The organism is Aquella oligotrophica, assembly GCF_002892535.1.
GTDB lineage: Bacteria > Pseudomonadota > Gammaproteobacteria > Burkholderiales > UBA11063 > Aquella > Aquella oligotrophica.
The window spans coordinates 283,737-301,396 of the sequence record NZ_CP024847.1 but is presented as its reverse complement, the minus strand read 5'-3'; the positions used below and the strand labels follow the sequence as shown (position 1 = coordinate 301,396).

14 protein-coding genes are annotated in these 17,660 nt (G+C 36.6%); 12 read left to right on the top strand and 2 right to left on the bottom strand.

All coding sequences use genetic code 11. The annotated features are described in order from the left end of the window. Positions 1–74: 74 nt before the first annotated feature. Together mnmG and CUN60_RS01375 are read left to right on the top strand one after the other, a co-directional pair. Positions 75–1,958, top strand: a complete 1,884-nt coding sequence (gene mnmG, locus CUN60_RS01380) for a tRNA uridine-5-carboxymethylaminomethyl(34) synthesis enzyme MnmG (protein ID WP_102950309.1) — start codon at positions 75–77, stop codon at positions 1,956–1,958. An 11-nt stretch (positions 1,959–1,969) separates the two neighbouring features. Next, positions 1,970–2,356 carry a GtrA family protein gene (locus CUN60_RS01375; RefSeq protein ID WP_158649234.1) on the top strand — a complete coding sequence of 129 codons (387 nt, stop codon included), beginning with the start codon at positions 1,970–1,972 and terminating at the stop codon, positions 2,354–2,356. Between the two features lie 2 nt (positions 2,357–2,358). On the opposite strand, the gene CUN60_RS01370 is transcribed toward CUN60_RS01375, so the two are convergent. Further along, entirely contained in the window at positions 2,359–3,264 is a 906-nt protein-coding gene (locus CUN60_RS01370; RefSeq protein ID WP_102950307.1) for a LysR family transcriptional regulator, read from the bottom strand. Between the two features lie 206 nt (positions 3,265–3,470). On the opposite strand from CUN60_RS01370, the gene CUN60_RS01365 reads away from it, so the two are divergent. After that, positions 3,471–4,820, top strand: coding sequence for a TolC family outer membrane protein (locus CUN60_RS01365; protein ID WP_102950306.1), 1,350 nt, complete (start codon positions 3,471–3,473; stop codon positions 4,818–4,820). Positions 4,821–4,856: 36 nt separating this feature from the next. On the opposite strand, the gene CUN60_RS01360 is transcribed toward CUN60_RS01365, so the two are convergent. After that, the gene (locus tag CUN60_RS01360) at positions 4,857–6,395 is read right to left on the bottom strand and encodes an APC family permease (protein WP_102950305.1); all 1,539 of its coding nucleotides are present in this window, start codon (positions 6,393–6,395) and stop codon (positions 4,857–4,859) included. A 388-nt stretch (positions 6,396–6,783) separates the two neighbouring features. Here CUN60_RS01360 and CUN60_RS01355 point away from each other — a divergent pair, with 388 nt between their 5' ends. The 9 genes from CUN60_RS01355 to CUN60_RS01315 all read left to right on the top strand — a co-directional run bounded on the left by CUN60_RS01355 (position 6,784) and on the right by CUN60_RS01315 (position 17,656). Then, the gene (locus tag CUN60_RS01355; protein WP_102950304.1) at positions 6,784–7,428 is read left to right on the top strand and encodes a hypothetical protein; all 645 of its coding nucleotides are present in this window, start codon (positions 6,784–6,786) and stop codon (positions 7,426–7,428) included. Between the two features lies 1 nt (position 7,429). Further along, positions 7,430–9,232, top strand: a complete 1,803-nt coding sequence (locus CUN60_RS01350) for a hypothetical protein (protein ID WP_102950303.1) — start codon at positions 7,430–7,432, stop codon at positions 9,230–9,232. Between the two features lie 328 nt (positions 9,233–9,560). Further along, the gene (locus CUN60_RS01345; protein WP_102950302.1) at positions 9,561–10,034 is read left to right on the top strand and encodes an EVE domain-containing protein; all 474 of its coding nucleotides are present in this window, start codon (positions 9,561–9,563) and stop codon (positions 10,032–10,034) included. Positions 10,035–10,052: 18 nt separating this feature from the next. Continuing rightward, positions 10,053–11,123, top strand: a complete 1,071-nt coding sequence (locus CUN60_RS01340) for an ElyC/SanA/YdcF family protein (protein WP_102950301.1) — start codon at positions 10,053–10,055, stop codon at positions 11,121–11,123. A 17-nt stretch (positions 11,124–11,140) separates the two neighbouring features. Next, positions 11,141–12,757, top strand: coding sequence for an NAD+ synthase (locus CUN60_RS01335; protein WP_245866361.1), 1,617 nt, complete (start codon positions 11,141–11,143; stop codon positions 12,755–12,757). Between the two features lie 122 nt (positions 12,758–12,879). Next, the gene (locus tag CUN60_RS01330) at positions 12,880–14,295 is read left to right on the top strand and encodes a Do family serine endopeptidase (RefSeq protein WP_102950300.1); all 1,416 of its coding nucleotides are present in this window, start codon (positions 12,880–12,882) and stop codon (positions 14,293–14,295) included. A 532-nt stretch (positions 14,296–14,827) separates the two neighbouring features. Next, complete coding sequence (hisF, locus tag CUN60_RS01325) at positions 14,828–15,595, top strand: imidazole glycerol phosphate synthase subunit HisF (protein WP_102950299.1); 768 nt, start codon at positions 14,828–14,830, stop codon at positions 15,593–15,595. Then, the gene (hisIE, locus tag CUN60_RS01320; protein ID WP_102950298.1) at positions 15,592–16,230 is read left to right on the top strand and encodes a bifunctional phosphoribosyl-AMP cyclohydrolase/phosphoribosyl-ATP diphosphatase HisIE; all 639 of its coding nucleotides are present in this window, start codon (positions 15,592–15,594) and stop codon (positions 16,228–16,230) included. Before hisF ends, hisIE begins: the two co-directional genes overlap by 4 nt. A 229-nt stretch (positions 16,231–16,459) precedes the next feature. Beyond that, positions 16,460–17,656: a glycine C-acetyltransferase gene (locus CUN60_RS01315; protein ID WP_102950297.1), complete on the top strand. Its 1,197-nt coding sequence runs from the start codon at positions 16,460–16,462 to the stop codon at positions 17,654–17,656. Positions 17,657–17,660 lie beyond the last annotated feature (4 nt).

The following is a 17,660-nucleotide window of genomic DNA, read 5'->3' as shown; positions in this document are numbered from 1 at the left end:
TTAGAGATAATAATCAAAAATCTCAATATGCTATAATCACGAGCTAATATTTTTTGTTACGAGTTGTACTTCAGATGATTTTTGATAAACAGTTTGACATAATTGTGGTTGGCGGAGGACATGCTGGAACTGAGGCTGCTCTAGCAACCAGCAGGATGGGCTTAGAGACTCTTCTCATTACACACAATATTGAAACCCTTGGTCAAATGTCATGTAACCCATCAATTGGTGGAATAGGTAAAGGACATCTGGTAAAAGAAGTTGATGCCTTGGGTGGTGTAATGGCCATCGCCACAGACCATGCCGGAATCCAATTTAGAATATTAAATTCAAGCAAGGGACCCGCTGTCCGAGCAACTCGCGCTCAAGCTGACCGAATACTATATAAGGCATATGTAAGAAGTACTCTTGAAAATCAAGCAAATCTGACCTTATTCCAACAAGCAGTCGATGATTTATTGATCGAAAAAGATCAGATAACTGGTATTATGACCCAGAGCGGAATCATTTTCAAGTCCAAAGCAGTAGTATTAACTTCAGGAACTTTCCTTGGTGGGCGAATTCATATCGGGCTTCAGAACTATACTGGAGGAAGAGCTGGCGATCCGGCTGCAGTACGCTTGTCAGAACGGTTACGTGATTATGAACTGCCTGTTGGAAGACTAAAAACAGGAACTCCACCGCGGATTGATGGCAGAACCATTGATTTTAGCAAACTTGAAGAACAGCCAGGAGATACACCCACGCCCATATTTTCTTTTCTAGGTAATCAGGAGATGCATCCAAAGCAGATTCCGTGCTGGATTACTCACACCAACCCACAAACACATGAAATCATTCGTAGTGGCTTTGATCGCTCACCAATGTTTACTGGTGTAATTGAAGGTGTTGGTCCACGTTATTGCCCATCAATAGAAGATAAAGTAAACCGTTTTGCGGATAAGGAATCGCATCAGATCTTTCTTGAACCAGAAGGGTTAACTACCAACGAATACTACCCTAATGGTATTTCAACATCGTTACCGTTTGATATTCAACTAAAACTGGTTCGCTCAATGAATGGACTCGAAAATGCACATATATTAAGACCTGGTTATGCAATTGAATATGATTACTTCAATCCAACATATCTAAAATCAAGCCTTGAATCAAAGCTCATTTCTGGATTATTTTTTGCTGGGCAAATAAATGGTACTACCGGATATGAAGAAGCGGCGGCACAAGGCTTATTGGCAGGTATAAATGCAGGGCTAATGGTGAAAGAACAAGAAAGCTGGTGTCCAATGCGAAATGAAGCTTATCTTGGGGTTTTAGTTGATGATTTGATAACCAAAGGAGTTAACGAACCATATCGTATGTTTACTTCACGTGCTGAATACCGCTTACAGCTACGTGAAGACAATGCTGATTTCCGGTTAACAGAAATCGGACGAAAACTCGGAGTAATCACAGATCAGCAATGGAATACCTTTTGCTATAAACAAGAAACTATCGGAAAAGAAACTGAGCGATTAAAGAAAATTTTTGTTTATCCTGAAAACATTAATGGTACCGAATATGAAGCATTATTCGGCAAACGGATTGATAGAGAATACTCAATGCATGATATGCTAAAACGTCCAGAATTTGACTATCAAGATTTATCAAAGCTACCGGGGTTTATTCCACTAGAATGCAATGATACTCGCATAACTGAACAAGTAGCAATCCAGATAAAATATGCAGGCTATATCGCCCGCCAGAATGATGAGGTAGGTAAAAACCTCCAGCTTGACCAACAAAAGATTCCTTCTAATGTTGATTATGATAAAATAAGTGGGCTTTCCGCAGAAGTTGTACAAAAACTCAAACATCATCAGCCGGAAACATTAGGACAGGCATCACGAATCTCAGGAATTACGCCTGCAGCTATCTCACTCTTACAAGTTTTTGCCAAAAAAGGTTTCCCACGCTTATGATACACCAACACGTGAAAAAAATAAAACGTAAACACATTCGAGAAATTGCGATATATGGGATTGTCGGACTTACAGCTCTCTTTTTTCAAGATTTTGCTTATTGGATTTTACACCGTTATTTCCACGTCTTTCCTTCTGTTTCAATGATTTTAGGAAGTGCAGTGGGAATGTTTATCGCCTACTATGGGCATATTAAATATACTTTTAAAAAGCATCGCTTTTCGAAACGTGAATTTACCAAATTTATGATTACATCAATAATTGGCATGTGTATAAATGTTGGTGGAGTCCGGATCCTAACTAAGATATTCATGTTAGCTCCAGAATATGGCGTGATTCCAACGTTTATCACACCATTTATCAGCTTTTTAATCAGTAAGTTCTGGGCATTCCGTTAAAATTAATCTTTAGGCTTTATCCGCTCAAAGCACTCTTCAATAAATTTAATTAAAGCCTCTAAATTTGCAGATTTATTTTCGGCATCCCGAATCAGAAAATATGGAATTTCACTAAAGGTATACTCTGGAAAAACTTTTACTAACCCTTGACTGGCGGTATCATTTAATAGTAATGTATCCCATAATCCGCCAATCGCATAACCACTATTTACAATCTGGTGGATATTAAGCCCTTCATTACTAAGAATTCTACAGCTATGATTATCAAGCGCAATCTGTTCACCTGTTTTTATATGATTGGCATATAAAACTTTTGTGACAGTGTCATCGCTATTTATCATACCTATAACCGTGTGCGAAGCTAACTCTGCCATTGATTTTGGTAACCCATAACGCTTCACGTAGTCCTTGCTCGCATAAAGCTGAAAATGCGCTTTATGAAGTAACTTTATTTTTACTACTTGTGAAGTTGGTGGATTAGCATTAACTGCCAAATCAAGATTTTGAGTTACCAAATCAACTGCTGAACGTTGATAGATAATATCTAAGGAAATATCGGGATTTTTTGCCATAAATTCACCAATATAAGGGGAAATTACATAAAAAGACATCGCTGGTGGCAAGGCAATCCGGATTCGCTCTTTCAAATTTCCTTCACTAGTACGTAAATTTCTGATTATATTATCAATTGAAAATTTATAACCTCTAACACTTTCATATAACTTATGCCCGGCAACAGTTAATTCAATATTTCGAGTGTTACGCTTTAACAACTGCATACCTAAGGCCTGCTCTAATGCCTGTATTCTCCTTGTTATCGTAGGCTGAGAAGTATTATAGTCCTTTGCGGTCTGGCTAAAGCTACCTAAAGCAACAAGTTTCACAAACATTAATAAGTCATCATACATTATTCTGCCTCTTTGAGTAAATAATAAAGGTTACAAATATAAACAGATTTAAACTGATTAATTTATTCGCACCAAGGTTACCATTATGGCTTTAATTATTATTTTTAATAGTATTATAGCATTAAGCAGCAAGCACTAGCAGCCTCAAGTATTATTCATACATTTTGCGCAGATAAGATGCTTAAAACAGGGTATAATATACAGCTATGAAAAAAAAACTTCTACTAAGTATTCTCTATTTTTCTCCAATCTTTACGACATATGCTGTTGACTTATTTGAAGCATATCAGAAGGCTTTGGTTTTTAATGCAGACTATTTAAAAGCTGTTGCAACTAATGACGCTGGACAAGAAAACCCAAATATTTCGCGTGCGGCAATATTACCACAAGTAAATGCAAATGTTACTTTAAGTGAAAACTATGTCTCAGGTGCAGGGATGTACGCTTTCTACCATCAACCAATATACGGAGCACAATTAAATCAAGTTGTCTTTGATTTTAGTAAATTTTCTACATATACACGCAGTAAATTTTCTGCCCAATTATCAACGTTACAGTTAGAAAATGCCCGACAACAATTAATGGTTGATGTTGCCCAAGCTTATTTTGATGTTCTTTATGCAGAAGATGTTTTATTAGCGACTCAGATGACGGCAAAAGCATTAGAGCAACAATTAATTCAAGCAAAAGAAGCATTTCAGGTTGGCACCGTACCTGTGGTTGATGTTAATGATGCTCAAGCAGCATATGATGCCTCTATGGCACAGGAGCTTCAGGATGAAAACAATTTAATTTACAAGAAAAATATTTTTCGCAATCTCACCGGGCTTAACCCAGATTTGATTCAACCATTGCAAACTGATATTGAGCTGAAATTACCAGTTCCACAAGATTCAAACCTCTGGGCACAAATGGCAGAAAGTGGCAATTTAAACGTAAAAATAGCCAATAAACAACTAGTCATGGCAAAACAGGATATTAGTATTGCCAGATCAGGTCACTTGCCAACAATAAATCTTCTAGCACAATACATGTATCAAGATACTGGTTCTATAGATAATACAAATGCAACCAGCAATCAATTGCAATCAATAATAAATGTTGCCGGAAGCCCTATTTCGAGCTATACTGTTGGCTACGTTGGCTTACAGTTAAGTGTACCAATTTATTCAGGTGGTGAAGTAAACGCAAAAACTAGACAAGCTGCGGCAATATTTGAATCATCGCAGGAACAATTAACCAGCGTTCAGCGTCAAACAGATCAGAATATTCGGAATGCATACTGGAACGTCGCAAATGGGGTAAGCTTTGTGCAGGCGCAAAAAGCAGCCTTAAAATCCGCAAAAACCAAAGTTGACTCAGATAAACTTGGCTATCAAGTTGGTATTCGGAACAGTGTGAATCTAGTTAACGCACAAAAAGACTACTTTCAAACATTCAAGGAATATCAACAATCCAGGTATAAATATCTGTTATCTGAAGTTCAACTACAGTATTTAAGTGGCATGATAGACGAAAGATTTCTTCAACAGATAAATGCAAATATTAAACAATAGATGCAAATTAAGTAAGGCGGTATTAACCCGCCTTACTTAATTTTGATAGCTTTTCTGATTTATCAGAAAATAATACAAAATACTGACTAGAATAACAAAACCAACTAGATTACCTGGTTGCTGCTCTAAAATACCCTGATCCTGCATGTAGCCAAATACTGTCAACAACGCCATATAAGCAAACATCGACCATGATGAAAGTGCCGCCATCACAGATTTTGAAAATCCCCGATAATAAACCGAACAATAAATTACAAAAAATACAACATGAAGAACTAGTGACAATACTAGAGGCAAAAGTCCACACTGTACCAGCAAATAACTTACTGCAATATATGCGATATAGCTACACACAACTCCACCAGGCATACGAAAAGGTCTGACTTCTTCAGGATACATCTTTCTAAGCTTACAAAAAGCAATCGGAACAGCCAAGCATGAAATTAACTGAAAGACAGAGACAACAATCATAATTTTGTCCCAATTATCAAAGAAAACCACTAGTATCATACAGAAAATTAAAGTTGCTGCAATAGAAAGGCGTGAAATGCCATGAATAGGATGCTCTTTGGCAAATACTGAAGGCATTTGTCTGTCTTCCGCCATTCCAGTAAAAATCCGAGCACTAGACCCGACAAAAACAATACCAGTTCCTGATGGACTAATTGCAGCATCAACATACAATATAATTGCAATCCAATTAATGCCTAGTATAATTGCTAATTGGGCTAATGGAGAATTAAAGTCAAGCACATGCCAGCCACTGATAATACTTGCTGGTACTACTGCTCCTATAAAAGATATCTGTAGCATTAGATAAATAACTAGGCAAATTATAACTGAGCCAGCCAATGCAAGAGGTATATTGCGCTGGGGGTTTTTTAATTCCTTAGAAAAAACAGTGATCATGCTAAAGCCATAAAACGAATAAAATATCCCACACGTTACAACAGCCGTAAACATTTTGTCATAACCATATGGTGCAATAGTACCTTTATAGGAGCTAAAGTTACCGGGGTGAAATGCAGCTGCCATAAAAATGATCGCAGTTAAGGCAGGAACAGTCAGCTTAATTACCGTAATGGTATTATTAGCCTTCGTTAGAAGCTTAATTCCCCAATAATTAAGTAAGCCATAAATAAGCATTAGGAGGCAAACTAAAGCAATACCAAACATCGTAAAATGATTATTATTAAATACATTCTCACTCATCGAGGGAAAAGCTTGAGCCAGATACTGAATAGAAGCTTCAGCTTCTGCCGGAATAGTAATGATGGTGGCAAACCAGTTTGAAGATGAAATTATAAAACCGTAATCACTATTATGGGTTAAAGTAAGCAAGCGTGCAAATAACCCAGTTTCTTTTGAATAAAAAGTAGCAATTTCCGCAAGTAATAGTGCTATTAAAAGAGCAAGAAATGCACCAATGATCCACGAACCGATGGCAACTGGACCAGCAAACTTTGCTGCCTTATAACTGGCAAAAAGCCAGCCACTTCCGACAATACAACCAACGCCAATGGCAATTGCCGAAAACAGACTTGGCTGCTTTCCTGAAGATTCAATATAAGCCATCTAATTTTCCTAATAAATATGGTTAAGCTAATAATTGTAACTTAAAATGGTTTTTAACTTCGGAATAGCTATAAAATAAGTACACTATATCAGATAAATTAAATCATATTTTGTTGTTAATCCACTACAAAAATAGTATATTACATTTTAAGAAATTGGATGACATATATAGTCATAGCAAATAAAATTGATCATTAGGATTTGTTAATTCTACAGGAGGTTGCACATCGTAGCATGCTTACATTTAAAAGAGTAAGATCATATTTAAAATTAAAAAGCAAGAGCTAAATCGATATTAATTTATATTTTAGAATTACTCTAGTTTAAATTATATTTATTTGATACTATTTTAAGATAAAACCCAATCTAATCTTTACCAGTGGAAGTTATGAAAAAAATTATCATCTTAATTCTAATTATTAGCACATTGGCATTAATGACTATTAGTATTAATAAAAAAGTACCTAAAGCTAAGCTTGCAACAATAGAAAATTCTGAATCAGAAGGAATTGCCAAGGAACCAGAACTACTATCTTCGATAGAGTGGTTGAAGCGTTATCCACAGCTAAAAAATGTGCCGACAAATAGCCAGACAGCGGTAATTGATAAACTGCGCGTATCTGAATCAATATCAGAGCTTATCGGTCCAATTGATAATCCATACGGGGTAAGGAATGATATATTGGCAGCGATTCTTGAGATAGTACCAGAAAGTAATCCAAAAATGCTTAAAGCTGCAATAAAAACCGCATATTATGAAAACTTATTATTTTATTCTACTACAGATAGTCAACGATTAAATCACTTAAAGCAATGGTCTTTGGCAAGTACATGTATGTCTTATTACGACAATAGTGGTGATATACAAGACTCTTTAAAGATTGGGAGCACCATTTCGGATCTTATGAGAAATCAATTCATTAGAAAAAAATATATTTCAAATCTAGAACAGACTACTTTTGCTTGGAAGCCATTAGGAACTGGTTTAGGTGGGAGTGTTGAAGATGAACGTTGCCAAAATGAGGAGTATTAAAATGAAAACATTATATAAAGTGATTCTTTGTTTGGTTTTTAGTTTTTGTATGTCAGGTGGTTATGCTGATAAAGTTCCCCAATTATATATATTACATATTAATGGGGTTGATACTACGCTAGATAATACAAAAAATAACATTAAAGCATTAAAAAATACTAGCAAAGTAAAAGACGTTAATAATGCCATTGTATGGGACGTGGTATATAACCCAACCAGAAGTACCGACATTGAGTCCGGCACAATTAAATGGGCATTAAACCTGTTTAATAATGTTCTGGATGTTTTTTATCAAAAGCAGCATCAGGGTGAATTAAAAAATATAAGCCTTGAGATCTATACCAAAATGTATATGGCACTGGTGGGATTAAATTATACAAAAGACAGTAAACAGTATATTAAACTACAAAATACTTTGCAGCCTTCATATGCAGCTTATCTTGATAAAATAGGTGGCAGCAACAGTGAACAGATTAGACAGAGTTTTCATAATATTGTATCGCCACCACTACCTGTGGCACAAAGCCTTATCCGACTAATTAATAAAGATGCCAATAACAATTATGACTATAGTAAAAGCCTGGATTCAGTACTTTTAATCCCACATAGCCAAGGTAATTTATACGCTAATTATCTTTATCAATACTTAACCGAAGTTGAACATATGAATTCAAAACGTATTGCCATTTATGGTATCGCTAGTCCTGCCAGCTATAATCTTGGAGATTGGCCAGTTAAGGATGAAGAGTGGGAGGCTCAGGATTTGATGGAGGTTATTCAGCCAGTAGATTCTTATATAACAAGTTGCAGCGATAAGGTAATTAACTCCTTAGCTGCCGAACAGGTGTTTAATAATTACACTGACGTATTAAGTTTTATACGTAACCTTGATTTTGAACCCGCTCTGAAGTGCAACTATTCCGGTCAGGTAACTCAGGCAAATAACAGTAATCTGGGACATCTACTAACTGGATATTATCTCAAAGATCCTGGAATGAAGACTCAAATAGCCAAAATGCTCAATTATTATGCCTATCAGCTTAATTTTTATATGCTGAAAGATGTCATTGCCAATATGGAGGAAAGCTCAGGCAAGTATAATCAATTTCCACATACAACAACTCTTGTGGCTGGATTTATTCGTGATTCATTGCAAAAATTGACCGATACAAGTGGCAAACAGATTTGTAATAATGATCGTTGTCGTCCTGATGTCAGCAGAATTATGACACCTATCCTTGATAGCTATGTGGAAAGTTATGGTTTCAGCTTTGGTAATTTCCCAGCTAGGCTTACTCACTACGCATTACTTCCAAACCAGATCGCAAACCCAGAGTCTGCTTATAGTGATACTGCCAAATATCTGGTACTAGAGTCTAAAAACCCAATTAATGCTGTTTTCTGGCCATATTTAATTTATCCCGCGAGTAATGTACAAGGACTTGGAGTGATTAATATTTACCAAGATGGCATATTGATTGGTTGCGATTACAAATATATCAGTTTAAATAGTCAAATTGATAACCGATTTGATGGCTTATACAAAGTATTTACCAGCAACAATCCACTGATTGCTGACTTTCAATATTGTGCCTCAACTTTTTCAAACCTGTGGCTTGGTAAAAATTGGTTAATAAATGGTATATATCAGAAGCAAGCTACGGTTTCCAAAAGTCTAGAGTTAAAGTCAATGAAACTGACTCCGATCGAATATGATAAAGCTGACACTACATTTAGGCAAGAGGTTAGTGGCACTGGCATACCGAATAAATTGATACAAATAAAAGCTTATGGAGCTATGTAGCAGTTAATTTTGATGTTGTTTATTGATTGGGTGAAGCAAGGCTGTAATCCTACAAATAGCTGCTATATGTAACATTTTAACCGGTTGGTGTAATTAATACTATTCCAAAGTCAACTAGATTGCTAGAAATCTATGCTCTGCTAGCGTATTGCGCCAGTAATTAGCAAGCACAGAACACAAAACTTCAATATATCATTGGTATTTTTCAATAAATAAAACCGTTACTATATAAATCATATTTATTACAAGCTAATTTTATTGTAAGGCAGATGATTGATAATGTTAAAATTCTGATTAACAAGGTTAGCAAAATTTTTCGGGAATAAGTATGCAGTATTGGTTAATGAAATCAGAGCCGGGTGAAGTTAGTATTGATGATCTACAAAATATGCCTGAGCAAAAAGTAGAATGGTTTGGAATCAGGAATTATCAAGCACGTAACTTTATGCGCGACCAGATGAAAATTGGAGATTTGGCAATTTTCTGGCATTCATCGTGTAAAGAACCAGGTATTTATGGAATAGTCGAAATTTGTTCTGATGCTCATCCAGATAGCCTGCAATTTGATCCAAATAGTGACTATTATGAACCGAAATCTACCACAGATAAAGCTGTATGGTGGTGTGTGGATGTTAAATTTATCAAAAAAACTAGATATATTTCGATACAAGAACTACGAACTTATCCAGAATTAGAGGAAATGCGAGTATTGCAAAAAGGTAATCGACTGTCAATTACACCAGTAACTGATAAAGAATGGCAATTTATTGGTAAATTACTTGATCAAAAAATTAAATCTTAGTCTTAACAAGGGATATTTATGTTTATTGATAAAGTAATATCAAGGTTTATTATCTGCTTCCTATTTTTCTGCCTGATAATAGTAAAAGCGGAGGCGGCAAACTACAATAAACTCCAGCAAATTATTTCACTGCAACAACAAGCAATTGCAGATTATAATGCAGGCGGAAATTTTAAAATATTTGAAAGTCAGGTTTACAATGGAATAACCGTCAAAGGAAATCTTGATCAAGCAATTCGCTATTTTAACAAGGCATATGAAATTGCCCCTGAGCGACTTGACTTCCTTTACTCAATCGCCTCATTGCAGGTTTTATCCGGACAACTTGATGCTGCGGAAAACACCTATCGAAGCATAGAAGAGAAAGCCCCAGCCGACTTAGCAGTACTTACTTTTGAAACTGGCTATGCGCTTGCTTGGGGAGAGAGTGCAGAATACACTTATTATGCTCAAAAATTAGCACAATTAAATAACCCTGATGTCAATAAAATGCAATCAGCAATCAAAATTGCAGAAAGTAGCTTCAGTCTCAAAATTAACCGTAAACTACCAGTAATCCCGCAAAATGAATCAGGAGTAGCAATTGTTATCTTGGGATATGCACTTAACCCAGATGGGAGCATGGATAAGAAACTAATTGAGCGGCTAAAGGCTGGATTATCTGCTGCAAAAACATACCCTACTGCTCCAATAATCATTAGTGGCGGCGTAGCACAAGGTGGGGTTACCGAGGCATATACTATGCAAAAATGGTTAAAAATAAATGGCATTAGTCAGAATAGAATAATCCTCGAGGATAAATCAATTGATACCCTAACTAATGCAATTAACACCATGCAAATATTACAACAAAAACAGCTAAATAGAATAATTTTAGTCTCTTCAGCAAATCATATCCGGAGAGCCACCGCAGTATTTCAGGAGGTATCGACAATTAATAATCTAAATATTAAAGTGATTGATAATATTGTATCTGAAGATAAGGAAGACTTAACTGGCATGGCTCCAAATGAGACAGAAAAAGCTCTAATTGTTAGGGATACTTTACGTGCAGCTGGTTTATGGGCATTGCCAGGTATGGTACGTTAGATAATGGAAAGATGAATATGCATAAAATGGATACTTTGAAAATAGCTTCTTATCAGATGAACGCAATTGTTGGTGATTTGATTCGGAATACAGATAAGCTAATTAATCAAATAAATCTGGCAATAGAGCAAAAAGCAGATGTTTTTATTGCGCCTGAATTGGCCATTAGTGGCTATCCACCAGAAGACCTGCTCTTACGAGAGGGTTTTTATCGGCGCTGCCATAAACAGCTGGAGCGGATTCTTCAAATTGATGGGATAACCATGCTTATTGGTTGCCCATATCGGATTGGTGCTGATAACTTCAATAGCCTATTTGTTATACGTGATGGTAATATAATTGGACGTTATGACAAAATGTTATTGCCTAATTATGGTGTTTTTGATGAGTGTCGCTATTTTACTCCTGGAGTTAGTCCGCTGGTATTTGAAGTTAATCAAGTCAAGTGTGGGGTAGTGATTTGCGAAGATATGTGGGATAGCGTTCCCATCGCCGAAGCCAAAGAAAATGGAGCAGAACTGGTTCTAATTGCAAATGCATCTCCTTTTGAAACTGGCAAACATCAAGAACGTTTGCAGATTGCCAAATATCGAGTTGAAGAAAACCAAATTCCGTTAGTGTATGTTAATCAAGTTGGCGGACAGGATGAGTTGATATTTGATGGTGCTTCATTTGCCATGAATAAAAATGGTAATGTAGTTTATCAAGAAACCGCATTTGCTGAAAATTTAGCTTTCCTAAATTTTATTGATGGTGATATTCAGAGTGCTGAAATAAATCAGTATCCAGAAAATGAGGCAGCAATTTATAATGGTCTAAAGCTTGCTTTGGGTGATTATATTAATAAAAATGGTTTTAAAGGAGTGGTGTTAGGGTTATCTGGTGGAATTGACTCCGCATTAACTTTGGCAATTGCGGTTGATACATTGGGAGCTGATCGGGTAATGGCGGTGATGATGCCATCTCAATATACTGCGGGAATAAGTGTTGATGATTCGCGGGAAATGGTAGATATTCTAAAGGTAAGATATGAAGAAATAGCTATCAAGCCCTTATTTGATGGTTTTTGTAATTCCCTTGAAACAATATTTGAAGGTCTAGCTACTGATACAACAGAAGAAAACCTTCAGGCTAGGATTCGTGGGAATCTTCTAATGGCAATTTCCAATAAATTTGGTTATCTGGTTGTAACGACTGGTAATAAATCTGAAATGACAACAGGTTATGCGACTTTGTATGGTGATATGGCTGGTGGTTTTGCTTTACTCAAGGATATTACAAAGACTCAGGTATATCAATTATCACGCTGGCGTAATACGCAGGGTTATGTTATTCCTGAACGAATTATTACTCGTGCGCCTAGTGCAGAGCTTCGTGATAATCAATGCGATCAGGATTCCTTACCTGAATATGATATTTTGGACAAGATATTGGTTGATCTAGTTGAAAACAGATTATCAACTGAGGAAATAATTGCTAAAGCTTACGCTAATACTGATGATGTGCATAAAGTAGCCCATTTGTTAAAAATTAATGAATACAAACGACGGCAAGCGGCAGTAGGTCCAAAAGTGTCACGAAGTGCCTTTGCCAAGGATTGGCGCTATCCAAATACGAATAAGTTTCGGTTCTAAAAGAATTTTTACTGGTGGTTGAATTTTTATTTTAAATCCCTATCTATTTTCAAGTATTATTTTTTAGTTAAAGTAGGTTGATAAAGCCTTAATGCTTAATATTAATTGTGACGGAGTTAACTATGAAAAAATTTCTTGTTCTTGCTATTCTTGCTGGGGTAGTCTCATTTACTCCAGAGTATTCATTTGCGGCAACCAGCTCGCTTAGTCAAAGTATGCCAGATTTTTCTGGAATCTATGATAGTGTTGGCAAATCAGTTGTTAATATTAATGTAACCCAAGTTGTTCAACCACAAAATTCATTTGGCAGTACTGGGGATCCAATGTTTGATTATTTTTTCAAGCGTATGTTACCACCCCAGCAGCAAAAATATAAGCAGCGCGGCTTAGGTTCAGGATTTGTAATTTCCTCGGATGGATATATCTTAACTAATGCACATGTGGTTGCTAATGCGGATATGGTAACAGTTAAATTAAGTGATAAGCGTGAATTTAAGGCAAAAGTAGTTGGTTATGACTTATCAACAGACGTTGCCGTTGTGAAAATAGCAGCAAGTGGATTACCAGCGGTGAAGATTGGTGATCCAAATCAGCTAAAACCAGGGAACTGGGTACTTGCGATTGGTTCGCCTTTTGGACTTGAAAATACCATTACTCAAGGTATAGTTTCTGCGCTTTCGCGGAATTTACCGGATGATAGTACCGTCCCATTTATCCAGTCTGATGTACCGATAAATCCGGGCAACTCTGGTGGACCATTGATTAATCTAGATGGTGAAGTAGTCGGTATCAATTCGCAAATCTATAGTAAAAGCGGCGGCTATATGGGAATCTCTTTCTCAATTCCAATTGACTATGCGATGAGAATTGCTAATCAATTAAAAGCAACTGGTAAAGTCGTACATGGACGCTTGGGTATTGCGGTACAGCCAGTTACCGATGAATTGGCGGCTTCATTTGGTTTAAGTAAGGCAACTGGTGCATTGGTAAATGGAGTTGATGCTGGGTCAGCCGCGGAGAAAGCCGGCATTCAAGTTGGCGATGTAATTCTTAAAGTTAATGGTCAGGATGTTACTGATACGGCGATATTGCCGCAGGTGGTTAGTAATCTTGGTCCAGATAAGCAGGTTGATCTTGTAGTATGGCGTAATAATAAAACGATCAATATCACGGCAACAACTATGGCAGCTCCAGATGCGAATAATGGCAGTGCTCCAGTTGCTAATAATTCAAAACAGCCAAAGCAAATTGATAAATTAGGGCTTGTTGTAAGTCAGTTATCAAGTAGTCAATTAAAGCAGTTAGGAAATAAATTATCTGGTGGGGTGGTGGTTCAATCAGTAAATGGCGATGCTCAATTTGCCGGGGTTTCACCTGGTGATATCATTATTGGGGTAGCGAATGCTCCAGTTATTTCAGTTGAGCAGTTATTAAAAATTGTTGCTCGCTATCAAGGTGGACAAACAATTGCACTAAAAATTTTGCGTACCGACGGGCAACAATGGGCAACAATATTTGTTCCTCTTACGGTAAAATAAAACCACATAAAAGTATCTGATACCATCAAAACTATTTTGATAAATTAATCTAGCGTACCAATATATTTCAAATCAACAAACAATTATTGGTACGCAATATAAGCTAGAAAATAATGAAAAACAGTTATTCAAAAATATAAAACTGGCTCAAAATCCTTGTAATCCCTAACAAGTTATCCACCGAAATAAAGTCAAGAAAAAAATTAAATTATTTTCTCTATTGACTTCATTTAACATACTGTATTAATTATGAATTACACGCACAATTCGGCGTTGAAATATCTACAAAAACCACTTACCCCAATGGTTTTAGAGTATTGTTTAAAAAGTTATCCACAAACATATCCACAGCTTTTGTGAGTAAGTAAAAAATCACTAATAATAGCGCCACTTAGGACATTTGTATAATCCACTGAAGCAGAGAAGTTATTAACTAATCGAAAAAAGTATAACCATCCCAAGCTAACCTCCTAGTAAAATTTTACCTTTACCTATGCTATAATCGCGATTATTTATTATCTAGATTACTATTATGTTAAAGAAACGTATTATTCCCTGTCTTGACGTTAGAGATGGGCAAGTAGTTAAAGGTGTTCAGTTCCGCAATCATGAAGTTGTTGGTGATATTCTTGAATTAGCCAAACGCTATTCAGATGCTGGTGCTGATGAGTTGGTGTTTTATGCGATTACTGCTAGTAGTGATGATAAAAATACTGATCGGCAGTGGGTAAAAGAAGTTGCCAATCAGATAAATATTCCATTTTGTGTAGCTGGTGGGATTCGTTCCTTGGCAATGGCTGAAGAAGTACTTGCGAATGGTGCGGATAAAGTCTCGATTAATTCTCCAGCTTTGGAAAATCCTCAATTAATTGAAGAACTAGCAAAAAGATTTGGCTCACAATGTGTGGTTATCGGAATTGATAGCTGGGAAACAGAGGGAGAATATCAGGTTTTGCAGTATACAGGTGATGAAAAAAAGACGGTTAAGTCAAGACGCAGTACTCTTGAGTGGGCGCGTGAAGTAGTTCATCGGGGAGCGGGTGAAATAGTTCTTAATTGCATGAATCAAGATGGAGTTCGCAAAGGTTATGATTTAGTGCAGACAAAGCTACTTGCGGAAACAGTAAACGTGCCAGTGGTTGCATCCGGTGGTGCTGGAGAAATGTCTCATTTTCTTGATCTATTTACACAAACACGTGCAACTGGTGGTCTTGCTGCATCAGTATTTCATAAAGGAATGATGACGATTCCTGAACTTAAAGATTATTTGGCACAGAATGATATTGAGGTACGACAATGATTGAAAATCTGGATAGTATAGATTTTTCAAAATCGGCAGATGGACTTATCCCGGCAGTTATTCAAGATAATGCTACGCTACAGGTATTGATGCTTGGCTATATGAATAAAGAATCCCTGCAAGAAACCTTAACGACCAAGAAAGTAACTTTCTATAGCCGCAGTAAAGAACGGCTATGGGTAAAAGGTGAAACTAGCGAGAATTATCTTTTACTTGATGATATATTTATTGATTGTGATAATGATACTATACTAGTAATGGCGACTCCTTGTGGTCCAACTTGTCATACTGGAAGTGTTTCATGCTTTAATAGCCAGAAAACTCCGGGATTATCATACCTAGGCTTGCTAGATAAGGTAATTCAGGAACGAATAAAAAATCCAAGCGAGAATAGCTATACGCATAAGTTAATTAGTCGTGGACTGAATAAAGTCGCTCAGAAAGTTGGTGAAGAAGCGGTGGAAGTGGTAATTGCTGCTTTGGCAGAAAGCCGGGAAGAATATCTTGGTGAGATGACAGATCTTTTATACCACTCTTTGATCCTATTGCATGCACAAGGATTGTCGCTTGATGATGTTGCTGAGGTTATTGCCAAACGACATCAGGAAAAAACAGATAAAAAATCTAGCCATTAACTCTTTTAACCAATTATCTAATCCTTGATGCTAAGGATTAGATAATTATATTCTAATTGACAATAAAATTTTTACCTAAGCCTACCAAAGAAAATTTTTCTTCACTAAAAAACTTCTTATCATAAAATCTGACTTAGCCATTACTCTTATGGTGCGGCGCAGCTTGGTATCAAATCAGTAAAACTAGTATAATTTTGGGGTTATTTATTTTTTACCAGAAAGGGCTAGAATGAATCACAAATATTATGAGCATATTGATAATCAAATCCAAGAAATCACTGAAAACAAGCTTTTTAAACATGAGCGTATTATTGTAAATCCGCAAAACCCTCGTGTGATACTCAAAGATGGTAAAGAATTATTGAATTTCTGTGCCAATAACTATCTTGGTTTGGCTGACGATGCTGATGTTATTGCTAGCTCAAAAAAAGCTCTTGATAAATATGGCTATGGAATGGCATCAGTTCGCTTTATTTGCGGTACTAATCAGATTCATAAAGACTTGGAAGCAGCAATTAGTAAGTTTCTTGGCTTTGAAGATACAATTTTATTTAGCTCATGCTTTGATGCCAATGGTGGCGTTTTTGAAACTATGCTTGGGGCTGAAGATGCGATTATTTCTGATGAATTAAATCATGCTTCAATTATCGATGGTGTGCGCTTATGTAAGGCTAAGCGTTTCCGTTATAAAAACAACAACATGCAAGATCTGGAAGAACAATTGAAAGCTGCCGATGCTGCCGGTGCTAGATTTAAAATGATTGCTACCGATGGTGTTTTCTCAATGGATGGTATCATTGCCGACCTTAAATCAATCTGTGATTTGGCTGATAAATATAACGCTTTAGTATTGGTTGATGATTCACATGCAACTGGATTCACGGGCAAGAATGGGCGTGGCACACCAGAATACTGTGGGGTTGAAGGTCGAATTGATGTTATGACTGGTACTCTTGGTAAGGCACTTGGTGGTGCTTCTGGTGGTTATATTTCAGCTAAAAAATCTGTGATTGATCTTTTACGTAACCGTGCCCGTCCTTATCTTTTCTCTAATTCATTAGCGCCAGTTATCACGGCTGCAACCATAACCGTATTAGAAAAAGTTGTTGCTGCCAATGAATTACGCGAACAATTAGAAAGAAATAAAAAACAATTCCGCGATGGGATGGCAAAAGCTGGTTTTGACCTGGTTCCGGGCGAACATGCAATTATTCCAGTGATGCTTTATGATGAAAAATTAGCTGTGGAGTTTGCCCAAAAGCTTCTTGATCACGGTATTTATGTAATTCCATTCTCGTTCCCGGTAGTACCTAAAGGTAAAGCGCGGATTCGTACTCAAATGTCAGCCAAACATTCTCCAGAGCAAATTGATAAAGCTATTGCCGCATTTACTGCCGTTGGTAAAGAACTAAATATTATTAAATAATAGG